Raw genomic sequence first — 15,078 nt, forward strand, 5'->3', positions numbered from 1 at the left:
TACCAAACAAACCACTTAAATAAAGAGGATCAAAGAAATCTGGATATAACAGCGATCGGAAGGTTGTTCTGGCCATGTAGCAGGCAGTGTAATTACATATGAATCCATCTCATATGTACGCCGATTTTATTCAATAAAAGCATTGACGATTAGCACTGCAAACTGGTAAAGTATCAGATAAGTAAAAACCAAGTAGACTAATGGGAATAATATTAAAGTCATAAAATCCAACTTAGGAAAATGGTTGTACCAAAGCAGGAAGACTGCCGACCGGACATAGAACCGGAGGCTGGGAGGGAATGCAGCAATGAATACCGTTCTTCGTCACAAGGGATGGACTTGGGGATTCCGCAGTACCGTATTGCTATATTTTATCGTACTCATTGTACTTCCAATCATCGGTGTGTACGTCAATTCCTTTTCTGAAGGATGGAGTAACTTTATCCAAAGCATTATGGACCCGATTGCATGGAAAGCTGTGCTGTTAACGATCCGACTGGCCGTTATAGCCACGGTGATTAACGTCATTTTGGGGACCATGATTGCCTGGGTGCTGACACGTTATCGCTTTTTTGGGAGGTCATTCCTTAACAGTCTGGTAGATCTTCCTTTTGCTCTGCCAACAGCCGTTGGTGGCCTGATGATTATGCTGCTCCTGGGCCCGATTAGTGCCATTGGCAAACTGGCGGAATCCATGGGGGTTGAAATTGTGTTTCACCAGCCTGCGATTGTGATCGCGATGACCTTTGTTACGTTTCCTTTTGTCATTCGTGCGGTGCAGCCTTTGCTCGAGGAGATCGATTCTTCAGAGGAAGAGGCATCCTACACGATGGGAGCATCGAAGGCGCGCACATTCAGGCAGGTCATTCTTCCGTCCATGGCTCCTGGTATGATTAGTGGGGGAATGCTCGCATTCTCCAGAGCACTGGCCGAATTTGGGGCTGTTGTGCTGGTGGCAGGCAATATTCCGGGAAGAACATTGACGGCTTCCGTATTTATTTACGGAGAGATCGAAAGTGACAATCCAACCGGTGCCGCGGCCGTTTCCGTACTGCTCTTAACACTCTCCTTCCTGATCCTCTGGCTCATTAATCTGGTGCAGATGCGGGGGAGAAGACGATGAGGCGACTATTAATCGGACTGACGTTTGCGGTGTTCATTGTACTGCTGATCATCCCGCTTGGACGTATTTTTATTGGTGCATTTGAAGACGGGGCAGGAGGATTCCTGGAGGGGCTGTTGCGCCCTGAGGCGCTGCATGCCTTGATGATGACAGGACTTGTTGTACTTGTTGTCACGCTGTTAAATACATTGTTTGGCGTTATGATGGCTATTTATCTGGTTCGTGCCGGATGGCTGAGTGACCGGGTGAAAGGGCTGCTGAACAGCATCGTGGATCTGCCCTATGCCGTATCGCCCGTCATTGGCGGATTGATGATTGTACTACTGCTGGGTCCCAACAGCATTATGGGCGCTTTTTTTGAAGGAATTGGATTCAATGTGGTGTATGCCTTCCCGGGCATGGTCATTGCAACGTTGTTTGTCACTTTTCCACTGATGGTTCGAGAAGTAATGCCTGTCTTGCAGGAGCTTGGATCTCAGCAGGAAGAGGCTGCGTCAACGCTTGGTGCATACGGCTGGAGAACGTTCTGGAGTGTTACCTGGCCTTCCATCCGCTGGGCGGTTGTGTACGGTCTTGTGTTGACTGTTGCCCGTTCACTTGGGGAATTCGGTGCAGTGCTGGTTGTATCGGGTAACATTATGAACAAAACGCAGACGGCCACAACGCTTGTATATCAGGATGTAGAGAATTTTAACGTTGCTGCCGCTAATGGTGTGGCATTGGTACTGGTTACTTTTTCCGTCGGGCTGCTGCTTATGATGGAATGGGCCAAGAAGCGAAAGGAAGTGCATTGAGATGCATGTGGAAGTCCGTGATCTGAACAAACATTTCGGTGATTTTCATGCGGTAAAAGATGTCTCGTTCGATATTGCCAAAGGCCATCTAATCGGTTTGCTGGGACCCAGCGGAGGTGGGAAAACATCCATTCTGCGTATGCTGGCAGGGCTGGAGAATCCGGGTTCCGGGGAGATTCGTTTTCACGGAAAAGTCGTAAACCATCTGCCTCCGCAGGAGCGGGGAATCGGATTTGTATTTCAGAACTATGCTTTGTTCAAACATATGACGGTATTTGATAATATCGCCTTTGGACTCAAGGTCAAAAAGACACCCAAAGCCCAGGTCCGCGATCGGGTCATGGAGCTGGTGGAATTGACGGGGCTGAAAGGTTTCGAACAGCGTTATCCACATCAGTTGTCTGGTGGACAGCGGCAGCGTGTCGCTTTTGCCAGAGCCTTGGCCCCTGAGCCACAGCTGCTGCTGCTGGATGAACCGTTTGCCGCCATTGATGCCAAGATCCGGCAGGAATTGCGTTCATGGCTGAGAGAGCTAATTGAACGTGTAGGCATCACTTCGATTTTTGTAACCCATGACCAGGATGAAGCGATTGAAGTTGCCGACGAAATCATGATTATCAGCCAAGGGCAGTTGGAGCAGAAGGGCACGCCATGGGATATTTACAAAAATCCAGAGACGCCTTTTGTTGCCACATTTATCGGGGAATCCACCGTCGTGGAGGATGCTTCACAGCTTAAGGGCTTCGAACATGCGGTGGAAGGGGAGCGCACACGTGCGCTGATCCGGCCTGAGTATATCGAGATCGGTTTGAAAAACGAGTTTAGCATGCTGTCCGCTACTGAAAAGGGTATCGTCAAACACCTTCATTTCCGCGGAAGTGAATGGATGGTGGAAGTGGAAGTTGAGGGCCATAAACTTATTACGTATCGTTCCCTGGAGAAAACAACCCTGCAAGTCGGTCAACAGATTCGAGTGCTCGTGCATCGGGCATATCTGTTCAATGATAACGATAGCTGGGTTGTTGAGAACCGATTGAAGGAAGATCCAATGCCGGTCATCATCTAATCAGAAGATCATTTGGTTCAGAAATGTTCTAGAATTTTGGAGAGAGGTGCTGCCCATGCAGACGAGGAAGAAGAAAATCACCCCTTTATATGTTGTCCTCATGCTTCTGCTCGTCTGCATGACCGTTGGATGTAGCAGGCAGGAGGATGCGAGTGGACAGAACGGAACCTCGACAGACGACCAATCCAATACATTGGTTATCGGTGCTTACAGTGTAGCCAAAGACGCCGTCGGAGAATTATTGCCCAAATTCCAGGAGGAATGGAAAGCCAAGACTGGACAGACGGTTCACTTTCAAGAATCCTATGAAGCCTCCGGGACACAAGCAAGAGCCATTGTTGGTGGATTCGAAGCTGATGTTGCACTTCTGGCGATGGAAAGTGATATCGATAAGCTGGTCAAAGCCGATCTGGTCAGCTCCAATTGGAAACAGGCACCGAATGATGGCATGATCACCCGCTCGATCGTTGTTCTGGGTACAAGAGCAGGCAACCCGCTGGGTATTCGCGATTTTGAAGATTTGACCAAGCCGGGTGTTAAGGTGCTTTATCCTAATCCCAAGACGTCAGGCGGAGCACAGTGGGACATTAATGCCATCTATGGTGCAGGGTTGAAGTTATCTGAGAAGGAGCAAGGGAAGAAAGATCCTGCCGTGGCTAAAGCCTTTTTGGAAAAAGTACATGAGAATGTCGAGTCACTGGATAAGAGTGGTCGATCCTCCATGGCGGCTTTCGAATATGGCGTGGGAGACGTTATCGTCACGTATGAAAATGAATTGCTTGCCCGGATTGCCAAGGGTGTAAATTATGACATTGTGGTTCCCAAAAACACGATCCTGATTGAGAATCCGGCGGTTGTTGTGGACAAATATGCAGACAAGCATGGCAATCGTGAATTGGCGGAGGCTTTTGTAGCCTATCTAAGAACACCGGAAGCACAGCGCATTTTTGCCAAGCATGGTTTCCGTTCGGTAGACCCGGATGTGTTTGCAGAGACGAAGTCCTCGTTCCCAACGCCTGAAGGTCTGTTCGATATTAACTATCTCGGCGGATGGGACAAGGTACGCAGTACACTGTATTCCAAACGAGGCGTATGGTACCAGGTATTGGCCGGGTTGTAAGCCCGTAAGAGCATCATCCTGTTATTGAATTTCAGTAGATTAATTGTCATTCAAACCTTCATTCACGATGCAATGTGATCTGGAGGTTTTTTTCATTTCTAGACAATAATGTTATTTCATTTAAACCCGATAGGTTAAGTTGGAAAAAATCGTTGCAATTTGTCGATCCCTTGCCTATACTATCTAACAGAACGTTAAATTACAGCGAGGGGAAATATCATAATGAAATCGAAAAAAATGTGGCTGTCATTGATGCTGGTTCTGGTTGTAGCAATCATGAGTGCATGCGGAAGCAGCGGTGACGGAACAAGTTCTTCGTCTAATACCGCAGAAAATACAGCGACAACGGATGATGGGCAACCGAAAGATGGCGGAAGCATCATTATTGCCGTTCAGGATGATCCTAAAGTGATGAATCCAATCTATGCGGGTGACCGTGTAACGTTGACGATTGATCAATCTTTATATGCTCCACTGTTCAACGTGAATGATGGCAAAAAAACGTATGTGCTCGCAGAAAGCGACAGCTTCTCTGATGATCACCTGACGTATACATTGAAGCTGAAAGACGGTCTGAAATGGCATGACGGACAGCCTCTGACAGCGGATGATATTGTGTTTACAATGGATAGCATCCTTGATGAGAAACAGCACAGTTCTTCCCGTAGTCAATATGTTTTTGATGGCAAACCGGTTAAAGTAACCAAGGTCGATGACCTGACGGTAGAATTCAAATTGCCGGAAGTATCTGCTGCTTTTGAAGGAGCATTGGTTTCTTTCTCTCCAATCCCTAAACACATTTTCGAAGGCGAAGCCGATATTGAGAAAAGCGACAAAAACAACAACCCGATCGGTTCCGGTCCATTCAAGTTCAAGGAATACCGTCCGGGCGAATACGTAACACTGGAACGTTTTGATGACTACTTTGCAGGCAAAGCTCATCTGGATAGCGTGACATATCGTGTAGCGAAAGATCCAAATGCAGCGAACCTGGCTTTGCAAAACGGCGAGATTCAAATGCGTATGGTCGACACACAGGATTACAACAAATTGAACGACACAGGCAAATTCAACATGCTGACTTATCCGGAAGGCCGCTTGCAATACATGGTGTTCAACCTGAACGTGCCTTCGATGCAAAAGAAAGAAGTTCGTCAAGCCATCGCTTATGCTTTGGATAAAAATGAACTGATCACCGCTTCGTATTCTTCAGCTGATTTTGCTGAGCCGGCTCCGTCGATTCTGACACCGGACACGCTGTACCAAACGGACGATGTCGAGAAATACGACTACAACGTGGAAAAAGCAAAACAATTGCTGGCTGATGCAGGCGTTAGCAACCTGAAATTGCGTCTTGCTTACACGAACACTAACAAACCGCAAACAAGCCAAGCGCTGTACATTCAGCAAAAGCTGAAAGACGTGGGCATTGAAGTAGAATTGCTGCCGATGGATGGAACGGCTTACGGTAACCGTACATTGGACATGAACAATACAGACTTTGAATTGTCCTTTGGTGGATACATCATGGGTTATGAGCCAGATGCTTATAAATCTCTCTTCTTGAGCGATGCGGCATATAACTACTCCCATTATAAAAATGCCGATTTTGACAAGCTGTGGAATGAAGCAGCCGTTCAAATTGACGAAACGAAACGTGGCGATTTGTACAAACAAATCCAACAAACTGTAGCAAACGAAATGACTGTATATCCAATCGCCTACACGAAAGCTGTAGTGGCTGTGGATAACACATACGGCGGTGTTGAAGATGCAAATCCGAAACCAGTCGTGATGCTTGAAGATCTGTCCAAAATCTTTAAAAAATAAGTTACAAGCCAATAACGCCGGCCGCGAGGCCGGCGTTGATTCGGAGGTGCCCATGTGAACAACTATATTGTCCGAAGGATCGCACAAGCGATCCCTCTTCTTTTTGTAATCTCCATCGTATCGTTCACCTTGATCAAGCTGGCGCCGGGCGATCCGGTGCTTTCATTTGTTACCCCGAATATGGGTGCAGAAGATGTGGAGCGTATTCGGCAAAACCTCGGTCTCGATCAACCGATGTACGTGCAATATGTCGTATGGCTCAAAAATGTACTGTCTGGCGACCTTGGGTATTCACTGGTGAACCATCGCCCGGTTGCCGAAATGATTATTGAACGATTGCCCGCTACGTTTGGTTTAATGGGAGCATCGCTATTATTGTCTTTGCTGATTTCCATTCCGCTGAGCATGATTGCGGGTTCGCGTCAGAACAGTCTGTTTGACCGTGGACTCAGCTTAATCTCGTATATCGGGATATCGATTCCTAGCTTCTGGTTCGGTATGATGCTGATCTATTTCTTTGCAGTAGAGCTGCACTGGTTGCCAAGTATGGGTATGCGAACGGTTGGTATGGACTCCGCTTGGGATATTATCAAACATGGCATTTTGCCATGTACAGTATTGACCTTCATGAACGTGTCCGTGTACATGCGGTATATTCGCTCGAATACAATCAGTCAACTGGAAGAGGACTATGTTCAAATCCAGTATGCCTACGGCGCAACCAAAGGAACGGTACTGCTTCGTCATGTACTCAAAAATGTACTGCTGCCTGTAATCACCATTCTCGGTATGTCTTTGCCGGAGCTGATTGCGGGAGCGTTTATTACGGAGTCCGTTTTCTCATGGCCGGGAATGGGATCTCTCGGGATTTCGGCCGTTCATGGCCTAGATTATCCGATTATTATGGGCATTACGATGATGTCCTCTGTGCTGCTGGTCGTCGGAAACCTGGTAGCTGATATCTTATATGGCGTGGTAGATCCACGAATCAAGACAACGGGGTGAGACAAAAATGAATTCAATGCGCTGGCGTAATTTACGGACGCAGTTCCGACAGCAGAAACTGGGCCTTGCGGCTGTCATCATATTGGGCATCTTTGTGCTCGCATCCCTGTTTGCGTTTCTGTCTCCACATGATCCTAATGAAATTGTAGTGATGGAGCGGCTTCAACAGCCAAGTGCAGATCATTGGTTTGGTACGGATGATTACGGACGGGATTATTTGGCTCGGGCTTTATACGGGGGACGGGTGTCTCTCGCCGTAGGTTTCCTCTCGATGGCAATCGCCGTTATTGTGGGAACACTTGTAGGTACGGTTAGTGGTTATTTTGGCGGCTGGGTAGATAATACGTTGATGCGTATTGTTGATGTGCTCATGTCGATTCCATCCTTCTTCCTGATGCTGATCCTGAACGCATATCTTAAGCCGGGGATCGGTACGATTATTGTCATTATTGGGGTGCTGAGCTGGATGAATATTGCCCGGATTGTCAGGGCTGAAGCAATGTCAGTCAAGCAACGGGAATACGTACTGTATGCGCGTGTATCGGGTCAAAAGCCTGGACGGATCATAATGAAGCACATCATTCCCAACATTATTCCAACCATTATTGTCGCAGCAACCATCAACATCGCGAGTGCGATCCTAATGGAATCGTCGCTAAGCTTCCTCGGACTTGGTGTTAAACAACCGAGCTCTTCTTGGGGCAGCATGTTGAACGATGCGCAGGGCTTTATTAGTGAAGCGCCATATATGGCGATTTTCCCGGGACTGTTTATTTTGCTGACGGTGCTGTCGTTTAACTTCTTGGGGGATGTGTTCCGCGTAGCCTTCGAGCCTAAAGCGAATAAGCGATAGATAATTGTTTACTGCCAAATGTTTTTGGAATATAGAAGTTGTTCTGATCGCGTAGTGATCCAGTGTGAAATTAATCTTTTAACTTATATAGTCGACAACCCATATCATGTAAACAGCGGGGTGAATACAAAATGACAGATTTATTATCGGTCAAACAACTGAAAACGTCCTTTGCAACCCGGGAAGGTGAGGTACAGTCCGTCCGGGGAGTGAGTTTTACGTTAAAAGAAGGCGAAGTGGTTGGACTGGTCGGCGAGTCCGGTAGTGGCAAAAGTGTTACCGCCCGTTCGCTGATTCGGCTAATCCAGTCCCCGGGCCGGATTACGGATGGTCAGATTCTGTTCCGTGGAGAGGATCTGCTGACCAAGTCGGACAAGGAGCTGCGCAAAATCCGGGGCAACCGCATCTCGATGATTTTCCAGGATCCGATGACATCACTTAATCCAGTGGTTCGTGTAGGCAAACAGATGACAGAGGTCATTCGTCGTCACCGGAAAATGGACAAGTCGGCTGCACGCAAGGAAGCGATTGAGTTGCTGCGGCAAGTGGGCATTCCTTCTCCGGAAGAACGGATTGACCAATATCCACACGAGTTCAGCGGAGGCATGAGACAGCGGGTAATGATCGCCATGGCTCTGTCCTGCAAGCCGGAGTTATTGATCGCGGATGAACCGACGACAGCGCTGGATGTGACCATTCAGGCACAGATTTTGCAGCTGATGCAGGAGCTGAAAGAGTCCACGCAGACTTCCATTCTAATGATTACGCATGACCTTGGTGTCGTTGCTCAGGTCTGTACCCGAGTGATTGTGATGTACGGTGGACTCATAATGGAGGAGGGGCCAGTGGAGCGTATTTTCGCTCATCCGCAGCATCCGTATACTCAGGGATTGCTGCGCTCCATTCCGAAGCACGGCGAGGAAGGTGGACGCCAGCGGCTGGCAACCATTGAAGGTACACCGCCTAATCTGCTTCATCCACCAACTGGATGTCCGTTTATGGAACGTTGCCCACACGCCATGGAAGTATGCAAACAGATGCCTGCGTATACCGAGACTGCACCTGGTCATCGAGCGCTATGCTGGTTGCTGGACGATGAGGGTCGGGAACAACAACAACTACAAACAGGAGCATCGTCAGAGGAGGTGGAGCAATGAGTACAGGAACCGATCAGCGTGAAGTGCTGCTGGACGTGCGTGGCCTGAAAAAACATTTTCCGGTACGTGGTGCTGGCAAAGGCAAAGACGTCGTGAAAGCCGTGGATAACGTCAGTTTTCATATTCACAAGGGAGAAACGTTCGGACTGGTCGGTGAATCCGGCTGTGGCAAATCAACAACTGGACGAAGCATCGTGAGACTCTATGATGTGACGGATGGAAGCATTATGTTTGGCGGACAGGACGTTGCGAAGATGAATGAACGCCAGTTGAAGCCATTCCGCAAACGGATGCAGACGATTTTTCAGGACCCCTATTCTTCACTAAATCCGGGTATGAATGTCCTGCAGATTATTAGTGAACCCATGGAAATTCATAATTATGCTTCCAAGACAGAGATGAAGGGGCGGGCGCTTGACCTGATGAACCGTGTGGGCCTGAAGCCAGAGCACGCGGAGCGTTATCCACATGAATTCAGTGGAGGGCAGCGTCAGCGGATCAGCATTGCCCGTGCATTGTCGGTGAACCCGGAGTTCATTTTGTGTGATGAGCCGTTGTCCGCCCTGGATGTGTCTGTACAGGCACAGGTGGTCAATATGCTTGAAGATTTGCAGGCAGAGCTGGGACTGACCTATTTGTTCATTGCCCATGATCTGTCGATGGTACGTCACATCTCGAACCGAATCGGTGTGATGTATCGCGGTAAGCTGGTAGAAGTAGCACCAACAGAAGAACTGTACCGTAATCCGGTACATCCGTACACCCAGGCATTGTTGGCGGCAATACCTGTACCTGATCCAACGGTACGGAACGTTATGCCACCAATCTACAGTGGGGATACCGACCCATCCGCTCGAGGACGGGATGAAGAACCGGAGTGGATGGAAGTTTCACCAGGACACTTTGTATCCGGCTATCGAGACAGGATATAATGGATTAGGAATATCAATGGAATAATGATATATAGTGACAGGAAGGTGTGAGTTGGATGAGCGCTGAGTTTAAGTTGTCCCAAAATACAGCCATTCGGCTGGAACAGGCTCGTAGCAAAGGCATGTCGGATGCAGCTTTATTGGAAGCGATACAAGCCAAAGATGTGGCTGCTTTTGATGCCGTGTCTGAAGATCACTACAGATATGATGATCTTTTCTCCTATGCGGACGAGCATGGCGAGAATCTGGAAGGTGCGGTTAAAGACGGCTACCGGATTACCTTTAACACTCGTGGTGGTCTCGGCATCTACTTGCAAAAGTCCTTCGGATTACAGCCGGAGAAAGACTTCACTGTGGGCGAAGGCATCGTAACCGGGTTGAAATTAAAACAGGAGCAGGCAGATGTGCTGGCAAAACGCCTTGCATCAAACTGGGTGATTACCGAATCCAAAGATGTACCTGAGGGCCAAGAGCTGACGTTGAAGCTGCGGGCTTTGGTTTAATGAAACAATAGACTGTCCCGTTTGCAGTGAATAACTGCGGTGGGATGGTCTTTTTTTTGCAAAAATAGAGGTGGCAGATTACAATTTACATATCATTAATCGGATGGAACATGAATTTGGGATGCATTGCTTCCGGGATAGAGAGGGGACTTTCATAATGAATCAGCTAACATTTCTGGGAACCGGGGATGCGATGGGTGTTCCGCGGGTGTATTGTGATTGTGACGTTTGCACAGAAGCTCGGCTTACGGGGATCAACCGCCGCAAACGTGCTGCTGTTTTGATTCATAGTGATGGTGAGCACGAGCCTTTCATGATTGACTGCGGACCGGACTGGAGATCACAGATGGAAGACCAGGGGATGCGGATGGTGCAGACGCTGCTGATCACTCATGCGCATTTTGATCATATTGGAGGCTTGCCCGAATGGGCAGATACGTGTCGATGGTTGGGTGTAAAAGGGCAGTTGTATGCACCACGGGAGGTGATCGAGACTATTCAAAGTCAATTTCCATGGCTCGGTCGTCATATGAATTTCCTGGAAACGGATGCGGATATCGAGCTTGGTGGATGGAAGGTGCACTCCTGGAAAGTTTGCCACGGTCATAATGGCTATTCGTATGCGTATCGATTGGAGCGTGAAGGATACACCTGGGCGTATTGCTCGGATGCTATTGATCTGAAGGATTCGGAGAAGCAGCCGTTGTATGGGCTCGATCTGCTGGTACTTGGAACGAGCTTTGTTCATGAACTTGCGAAATTTTCCACACGCTCGGTGTACGATATGGTTGAGGCGCAGGCGCTGTTGCAGGATTTGAAGCCGGGTCAGACCTATTTTACACATATGTCTCACGACGTCGATGTGCGCAAGAATTATGATCTGGATCAGGGGATTACGCTGGCACTTACCGGTCTGAAGGTGAAGCTGGGAGAATAGGACAACAATGCTAAAAATAAATTCAGAAGAGCGTATCCTTTGCCGGAGGTTCTTCGTTTACATAGTGTATGGCAATTACAGCAAGTGAATTGAAGCAAGGTCAATCAGGAACCAACAAAGGGGGGCCCCAAACATGGCCTTTGTGAAGTCCGTGGATTGCAGAATCAACAGACCACATGATGATAAACAGGTTGAACCATATAGCCATTCCGGTGTTCAAACCGGATATACGTTAGAGCAAACGATTGAAGCTGCGCTTCCGAACCTGCTGGGCTCGTTGTACGCCTACTGCATGTCATTGACTGGTTCAGTCTGGGAGACGGAGGATCTGGTCCAGGATACATGTGTTAAAGCATTATCTTTTTCAGCTACCCGAAGAACGGGAATGACAGAGGACATGAACTGGGAAGCCTATCTCATCCGTGTTGCACGCAACACCTGGATTGACGCCATACGGAAGCGTGAGAACTTGGCAAGCAAATTGGAAAGCATGAAGCCATTTATGCAAGAATGTGAGGAAGAAGAGCGATTCGAGGAAGTCGAGTCCGCTGTTCAAATCCTTGTGGATGAACTGCCACCGTGGCAGCGAGCGATATATATGTTACGTGATTTGATGGGATACACGACGGTAGAGACTGCTGAACTGTTGGACACGACGGAAGGGGCGGTCAAAGCTGCCCTGAGTCGTGCCCGCTCTGCTCTGGCGAAAGTGAGGCACAGCCTGAACGAAACGGATCCTGATCAGACCAATCAATTGGAAGAGCATCTGCAAAATCGGGAGGAACTGCGCAGTTATTTACTGGCGTTCCGCAGCGGTGATACAGCCCGTTTAATTGATCTATGCCTGAATCAGACTGATGATCCGATGGCTGTGGCGGGAACGATTTTGCAGCAGACTCTGCCGTCTCAATCGATGCAACCAGTGATGTACAGTTATTCAAGCTCCGGTACGAATTCTATGTCGTATGGGGGAGGATATACGGTCAGCATGGTTGCGTAAACCGGGGAGGCAAAATGCATGAACGTGGTACCTTATGTTGTTGAACAGACAGCCCGCGGAGAGCGGAGCTATGATATCTATTCTCGTTTGCTGAAAGATCGGATCATTATGGTATCTGGCGAAATTGAGGATCAGATGGCCAATGCCATTGTGGCCCAGTTGTTGTTTCTGACCGCAGAGGACCCGGAGAAGGATATTCAGATGTATATCAACAGTCCTGGTGGTTCCGTGACTGCCGGATTCTCCATCTATGACACGATGCAATTCGTGAAGCCTGACATTTCTACGATTTGCACAGGCATGGCGGCCAGCTTCGGTACGATCTTGCTGGTTGGTGGAACAAAAGGAAAACGGCTGGCGTTGCCAAACAGTGAAATCATGATTCACCAGCCGCTTGGCGGAACACGGGGGCAGGCCTCGGATATGCTGATTCACGCCAACCGGATTATCCAGCACCGTCAACGGCTCAACAAGCTACTTGCCGATCATACGGGACAGCCGATGGAGCGGATTGAAAAGGATACCGACAGAGATTACTTCCTGACCGCTGCAGAAGCCGTCGAGTATGGTCTTGTGGATAAGGTGATATCCAGTACGTAAGAAAAAAAGGTACAATACGTGCCAAGAAACACGACTAAAGAAAAGCAAGAAAAATGAACAACAAAGTAGCCCGGAAGGTCAGTCGACTTTTCGGGCTTTTGCTGTCTTATCTGGATTGGAAAAAAATCTACGAATATTGACTAAATCCATGTATAGTGTGTATATTATATATATACACTATACATGGATTGGGTTGTTGAAACCAGTGAGGTGAGAGAACATTAACATACTAATATCAAACGCATCAAGCGATCCCATCTACATGCAGATTCTGACCCAGATTAGACAGAGCATTTTAAGCGGGGAACTGGTTGCAGGGGAGAGTATCCCCTCCATCCGTCAACTTGCGAAGGATCTGCAGGTCAGTGTAATTACAACCAAACGTGTCTATGAAGAACTGGAGAAAGAGAAACTGATTGATTCTGTCGTAGGCAAAGGCTGCTTCGTTTCCGGGGCCAATCAGGAGTTTATTCGGGAACAGCGGCTGAAACGAATCGAAGATAAAATGCTCGATATCCTTCGTGAGAGCAAGGAACTGGGCATGAGTGTTCAAGATGTAGTTAAGCATTTTATATTGCTAGTGGAGGAGGAAGACGCATGATGAACGCAATTGAGTTGCGCAACCTATCAAAAACGTACCCCTTATTCAAGCTGGATCAGATAACGTTGGATGTAAAACAAGGTTATATTACCGGACTTATCGGCCCGAACGGGGCGGGGAAAAGCACACTGATCAGCCTGATCACCGGATTGATTCGTCCTGACTCCGGGAGCATCAAGACATTGGGAAAAGAGATGCCTGCTCAGGAAGTTAACGTTAAAGAACGCATTGGCATTGTTTCAGATGAATGTTTCTATTATGAGCATCTTACGATACGTGAAATGAAAAGCATGATTGCTCCTTTTTATAAGAAATGGGATGAAAAGCAATTTAACAACTACCTGGAGCAATTCGAATTGTCTTCCAAAAAGAAGATTGAAGAACTGTCCAAAGGCATGAAAATAAAATTTTCACTGGCTATCGCTTTATCTCACGATGCTGAGCTACTCATCATGGATGAGCCTACATCCGGGCTTGATCCTGTGTTTCGGAGAGAACTGCTTGACCTGCTTGCAGATATGATACAGGACGAAACTCGATCCATTATTTTCTCGACTCATATCACGACGGATTTGGAGCGTATAGCAGATTATATTACATTCATTAATAAAGGAAAGATTGTGTTTAATGAAGCAAAGGATGATGTGCTTGAAAGGTACACGATAGTAAAAGGGGACATGAAGCTGCTTGATGCGGACACGAGAAGGCCATTCGTCGGAATCCGTGAGACAGCGGTTGGTTTTGAAGGCTTGGCAGATAACAGGGCGGAGGCAGAACGATTATTTGGCAATTATGCTCTTTTACATAGACCCTCCCTCGAAGACCTTATCTATTTTACGGCCAAGGGGGAACGGCATCATGCTTAACTTGCTTCGCAAAGATTATATCGCTTTGAAAAGCTCGCTATGGTCCATCCTTTTTTATTTTGTTGTATTCAGTGTCGCATTTATCCCGACAGTGGAAATGTCGATGTATTTTGTAGGGATCTATACCGCTTTCGGTTCGATTATGCTTGCAACCATGATTGATATCAAAAACCATAATCATAAATTTCTTGTCACACTCCCGCTTAGCCGCAGAAACATTGTGCAAGCGAAGTATCTGTCTGCCATTCTCTATACGCTTTTTGGAGTTTTCGCTTCGTCAGGCGCTCACTGGCTGGTTAACTTTCTTTTTCCCGAACTGAACAAGCCGGACTTATCGGTACTGGACATCCTGATTTCGGTTGGAATGGTGCTGGTTTTAATTTCGATCTATATGCCTCTTTTTTACGCCCTTAGTAAAAAGGGAGCGGGAATAATTAATACGGTTTTCATGATCGTTCTTATTATTTTAGCGCAACCTGTTGCCTCGCTCATGAATATGGCAGGCGAGAACGGAATGGCTCGTGCTTCGGTTTATGTATTTGTTTCAGTTTGCATTCTTCTGTTGTTCATTGCCTCCTATTTTGTAACGGTCCGTCTGTTTGCAAGGAAAGACCTATAGGATGAATGAAGAAGGATTTCAATAAAAAAAACAACTTTCTAACTTACTTGCCAGTCGAGAACAGCAGCAGCC

The 15,078-nt window shown here is 47.5% G+C and carries 16 protein-coding genes; all 16 read left to right on the plus strand.

The window, feature by feature from the left end:
• The first annotated feature begins 307 nt into the window (after positions 1 to 307).
• The 16 genes from cysT to AC3ITG_RS07330 all read left to right on the plus strand — a co-directional run bounded on the left by cysT (position 308) and on the right by AC3ITG_RS07330 (position 15,006).
• The gene (gene cysT / locus AC3ITG_RS07255; protein WP_413376234.1) at positions 308 to 1,123 is read left to right on the plus strand and encodes a sulfate ABC transporter permease subunit CysT; all 816 of its coding nucleotides are present in this window, start codon (positions 308 to 310) and stop codon (positions 1,121 to 1,123) included.
• Positions 1,120 to 1,917 (plus strand): sulfate ABC transporter permease subunit, encoded by a 798-nt coding sequence (locus AC3ITG_RS07260; RefSeq protein ID WP_053781724.1) that lies wholly within the window; start codon positions 1,120 to 1,122, stop codon positions 1,915 to 1,917. Before cysT ends, AC3ITG_RS07260 begins: the two co-directional genes overlap by 4 nt.
• Before the next feature lies 1 nt (position 1,918).
• On the plus strand, positions 1,919 to 2,983 hold the full coding sequence (locus tag AC3ITG_RS07265) for a sulfate/molybdate ABC transporter ATP-binding protein (RefSeq protein WP_489253290.1): 1,065 nt from the start codon (positions 1,919 to 1,921) through the stop codon (positions 2,981 to 2,983).
• Between the two features lie 55 nt (positions 2,984 to 3,038).
• Positions 3,039 to 4,103: a sulfate ABC transporter substrate-binding protein gene (locus AC3ITG_RS07270; protein ID WP_413376238.1), complete on the plus strand. Its 1,065-nt coding sequence runs from the start codon at positions 3,039 to 3,041 to the stop codon at positions 4,101 to 4,103.
• Between the two features lie 222 nt (positions 4,104 to 4,325).
• Positions 4,326 to 5,933: an ABC transporter substrate-binding protein gene (locus tag AC3ITG_RS07275; protein ID WP_465115666.1), complete on the plus strand. Its 1,608-nt coding sequence runs from the start codon at positions 4,326 to 4,328 to the stop codon at positions 5,931 to 5,933.
• A gap of 54 nt (positions 5,934 to 5,987) precedes the next feature.
• Entirely contained in the window at positions 5,988 to 6,938 is a 951-nt protein-coding gene (locus tag AC3ITG_RS07280; protein ID WP_062326882.1) for an ABC transporter permease, read from the plus strand.
• A gap of 7 nt (positions 6,939 to 6,945) precedes the next feature.
• Positions 6,946 to 7,791: an ABC transporter permease gene (locus AC3ITG_RS07285; protein WP_413376242.1), complete on the plus strand. Its 846-nt coding sequence runs from the start codon at positions 6,946 to 6,948 to the stop codon at positions 7,789 to 7,791.
• A gap of 131 nt (positions 7,792 to 7,922) precedes the next feature.
• On the plus strand, positions 7,923 to 8,948 hold the full coding sequence (locus AC3ITG_RS07290; RefSeq protein ID WP_489253291.1) for an ABC transporter ATP-binding protein: 1,026 nt from the start codon (positions 7,923 to 7,925) through the stop codon (positions 8,946 to 8,948).
• Positions 8,945 to 9,880: an ABC transporter ATP-binding protein gene (locus AC3ITG_RS07295; RefSeq protein WP_163756555.1), complete on the plus strand. Its 936-nt coding sequence runs from the start codon at positions 8,945 to 8,947 to the stop codon at positions 9,878 to 9,880. The genes AC3ITG_RS07290 and AC3ITG_RS07295 overlap by 4 nt, the downstream gene beginning before the upstream one ends.
• A 56-nt stretch (positions 9,881 to 9,936) precedes the next feature.
• Positions 9,937 to 10,383, plus strand: coding sequence for a hypothetical protein (locus AC3ITG_RS07300; RefSeq protein ID WP_489253292.1), 447 nt, complete (start codon positions 9,937 to 9,939; stop codon positions 10,381 to 10,383).
• Between the two features lie 157 nt (positions 10,384 to 10,540).
• Positions 10,541 to 11,320: an MBL fold metallo-hydrolase gene (locus tag AC3ITG_RS07305; protein ID WP_489253293.1), complete on the plus strand. Its 780-nt coding sequence runs from the start codon at positions 10,541 to 10,543 to the stop codon at positions 11,318 to 11,320.
• Positions 11,321 to 11,453: 133 nt separating this feature from the next.
• Positions 11,454 to 12,320 carry an RNA polymerase sigma factor gene (locus AC3ITG_RS07310; RefSeq protein WP_489253294.1) on the plus strand — a complete coding sequence of 289 codons (867 nt, stop codon included), beginning with the start codon at positions 11,454 to 11,456 and terminating at the stop codon, positions 12,318 to 12,320.
• Positions 12,321 to 12,338: 18 nt separating this feature from the next.
• Complete coding sequence (gene clpP, locus AC3ITG_RS07315; protein ID WP_062326868.1) at positions 12,339 to 12,920, plus strand: ATP-dependent Clp endopeptidase proteolytic subunit ClpP; 582 nt, start codon at positions 12,339 to 12,341, stop codon at positions 12,918 to 12,920.
• A gap of 262 nt (positions 12,921 to 13,182) precedes the next feature.
• Positions 13,183 to 13,521 (plus strand): GntR family transcriptional regulator, encoded by a 339-nt coding sequence (locus AC3ITG_RS07320; RefSeq protein WP_489253295.1) that lies wholly within the window; start codon positions 13,183 to 13,185, stop codon positions 13,519 to 13,521.
• A complete protein-coding gene (locus AC3ITG_RS07325; RefSeq protein ID WP_489254436.1) occupies positions 13,521 to 14,387 on the plus strand; it encodes an ABC transporter ATP-binding protein in 867 nt (288 codons plus the stop codon). The genes AC3ITG_RS07320 and AC3ITG_RS07325 overlap by 1 nt, the downstream gene beginning before the upstream one ends.
• The gene (locus AC3ITG_RS07330; RefSeq protein WP_076291743.1) at positions 14,380 to 15,006 is read left to right on the plus strand and encodes an ABC-2 transporter permease; all 627 of its coding nucleotides are present in this window, start codon (positions 14,380 to 14,382) and stop codon (positions 15,004 to 15,006) included. The genes AC3ITG_RS07325 and AC3ITG_RS07330 overlap by 8 nt, the downstream gene beginning before the upstream one ends.
• The last annotated feature ends 72 nt before the right edge of the window (positions 15,007 to 15,078 follow it).

This window comes from Paenibacillus sp. GL_099_B (assembly GCF_057835695.1).

Bases quoted from the DNA above. Each gene is read 5' to 3' on its own strand.
- clpP (WP_062326868.1), top strand. From the start codon at position 12,339: ATGAACGTGGTACCTTATGTTGTTGAACAGACAGCCCGCGGAGAGCGG.
- cysT (WP_413376234.1), top strand. From the start codon at position 308: ATGAATACCGTTCTTCGTCACAAGGGATGGACTTGGGGATTCCGCAGT.
- AC3ITG_RS07290 (WP_489253291.1), top strand. From the start codon at position 7,923: ATGACAGATTTATTATCGGTCAAACAACTGAAAACGTCCTTTGCAACC.
- AC3ITG_RS07330 (WP_076291743.1), top strand. From the start codon at position 14,380: ATGCTTAACTTGCTTCGCAAAGATTATATCGCTTTGAAAAGCTCGCTA.
- AC3ITG_RS07310 (WP_489253294.1), top strand. From the start codon at position 11,454: ATGGCCTTTGTGAAGTCCGTGGATTGCAGAATCAACAGACCACATGAT.
- AC3ITG_RS07260 (WP_053781724.1), top strand. From the start codon at position 1,120: ATGAGGCGACTATTAATCGGACTGACGTTTGCGGTGTTCATTGTACTG.
- AC3ITG_RS07305 (WP_489253293.1), top strand. From the start codon at position 10,541: ATGAATCAGCTAACATTTCTGGGAACCGGGGATGCGATGGGTGTTCCG.
- AC3ITG_RS07320 (WP_489253295.1), top strand. From the start codon at position 13,183: ATGCAGATTCTGACCCAGATTAGACAGAGCATTTTAAGCGGGGAACTG.
- AC3ITG_RS07295 (WP_163756555.1), top strand. From the start codon at position 8,945: ATGAGTACAGGAACCGATCAGCGTGAAGTGCTGCTGGACGTGCGTGGC.
- AC3ITG_RS07265 (WP_489253290.1), top strand. From the start codon at position 1,919: ATGCATGTGGAAGTCCGTGATCTGAACAAACATTTCGGTGATTTTCAT.
- AC3ITG_RS07275 (WP_465115666.1), top strand. From the start codon at position 4,326: ATGAAATCGAAAAAAATGTGGCTGTCATTGATGCTGGTTCTGGTTGTA.
- AC3ITG_RS07270 (WP_413376238.1), top strand. From the start codon at position 3,039: ATGCAGACGAGGAAGAAGAAAATCACCCCTTTATATGTTGTCCTCATG.
- AC3ITG_RS07285 (WP_413376242.1), top strand. From the start codon at position 6,946: ATGAATTCAATGCGCTGGCGTAATTTACGGACGCAGTTCCGACAGCAG.
- AC3ITG_RS07325 (WP_489254436.1), top strand. From the start codon at position 13,521: ATGAACGCAATTGAGTTGCGCAACCTATCAAAAACGTACCCCTTATTC.
- AC3ITG_RS07300 (WP_489253292.1), top strand. From the start codon at position 9,937: ATGAGCGCTGAGTTTAAGTTGTCCCAAAATACAGCCATTCGGCTGGAA.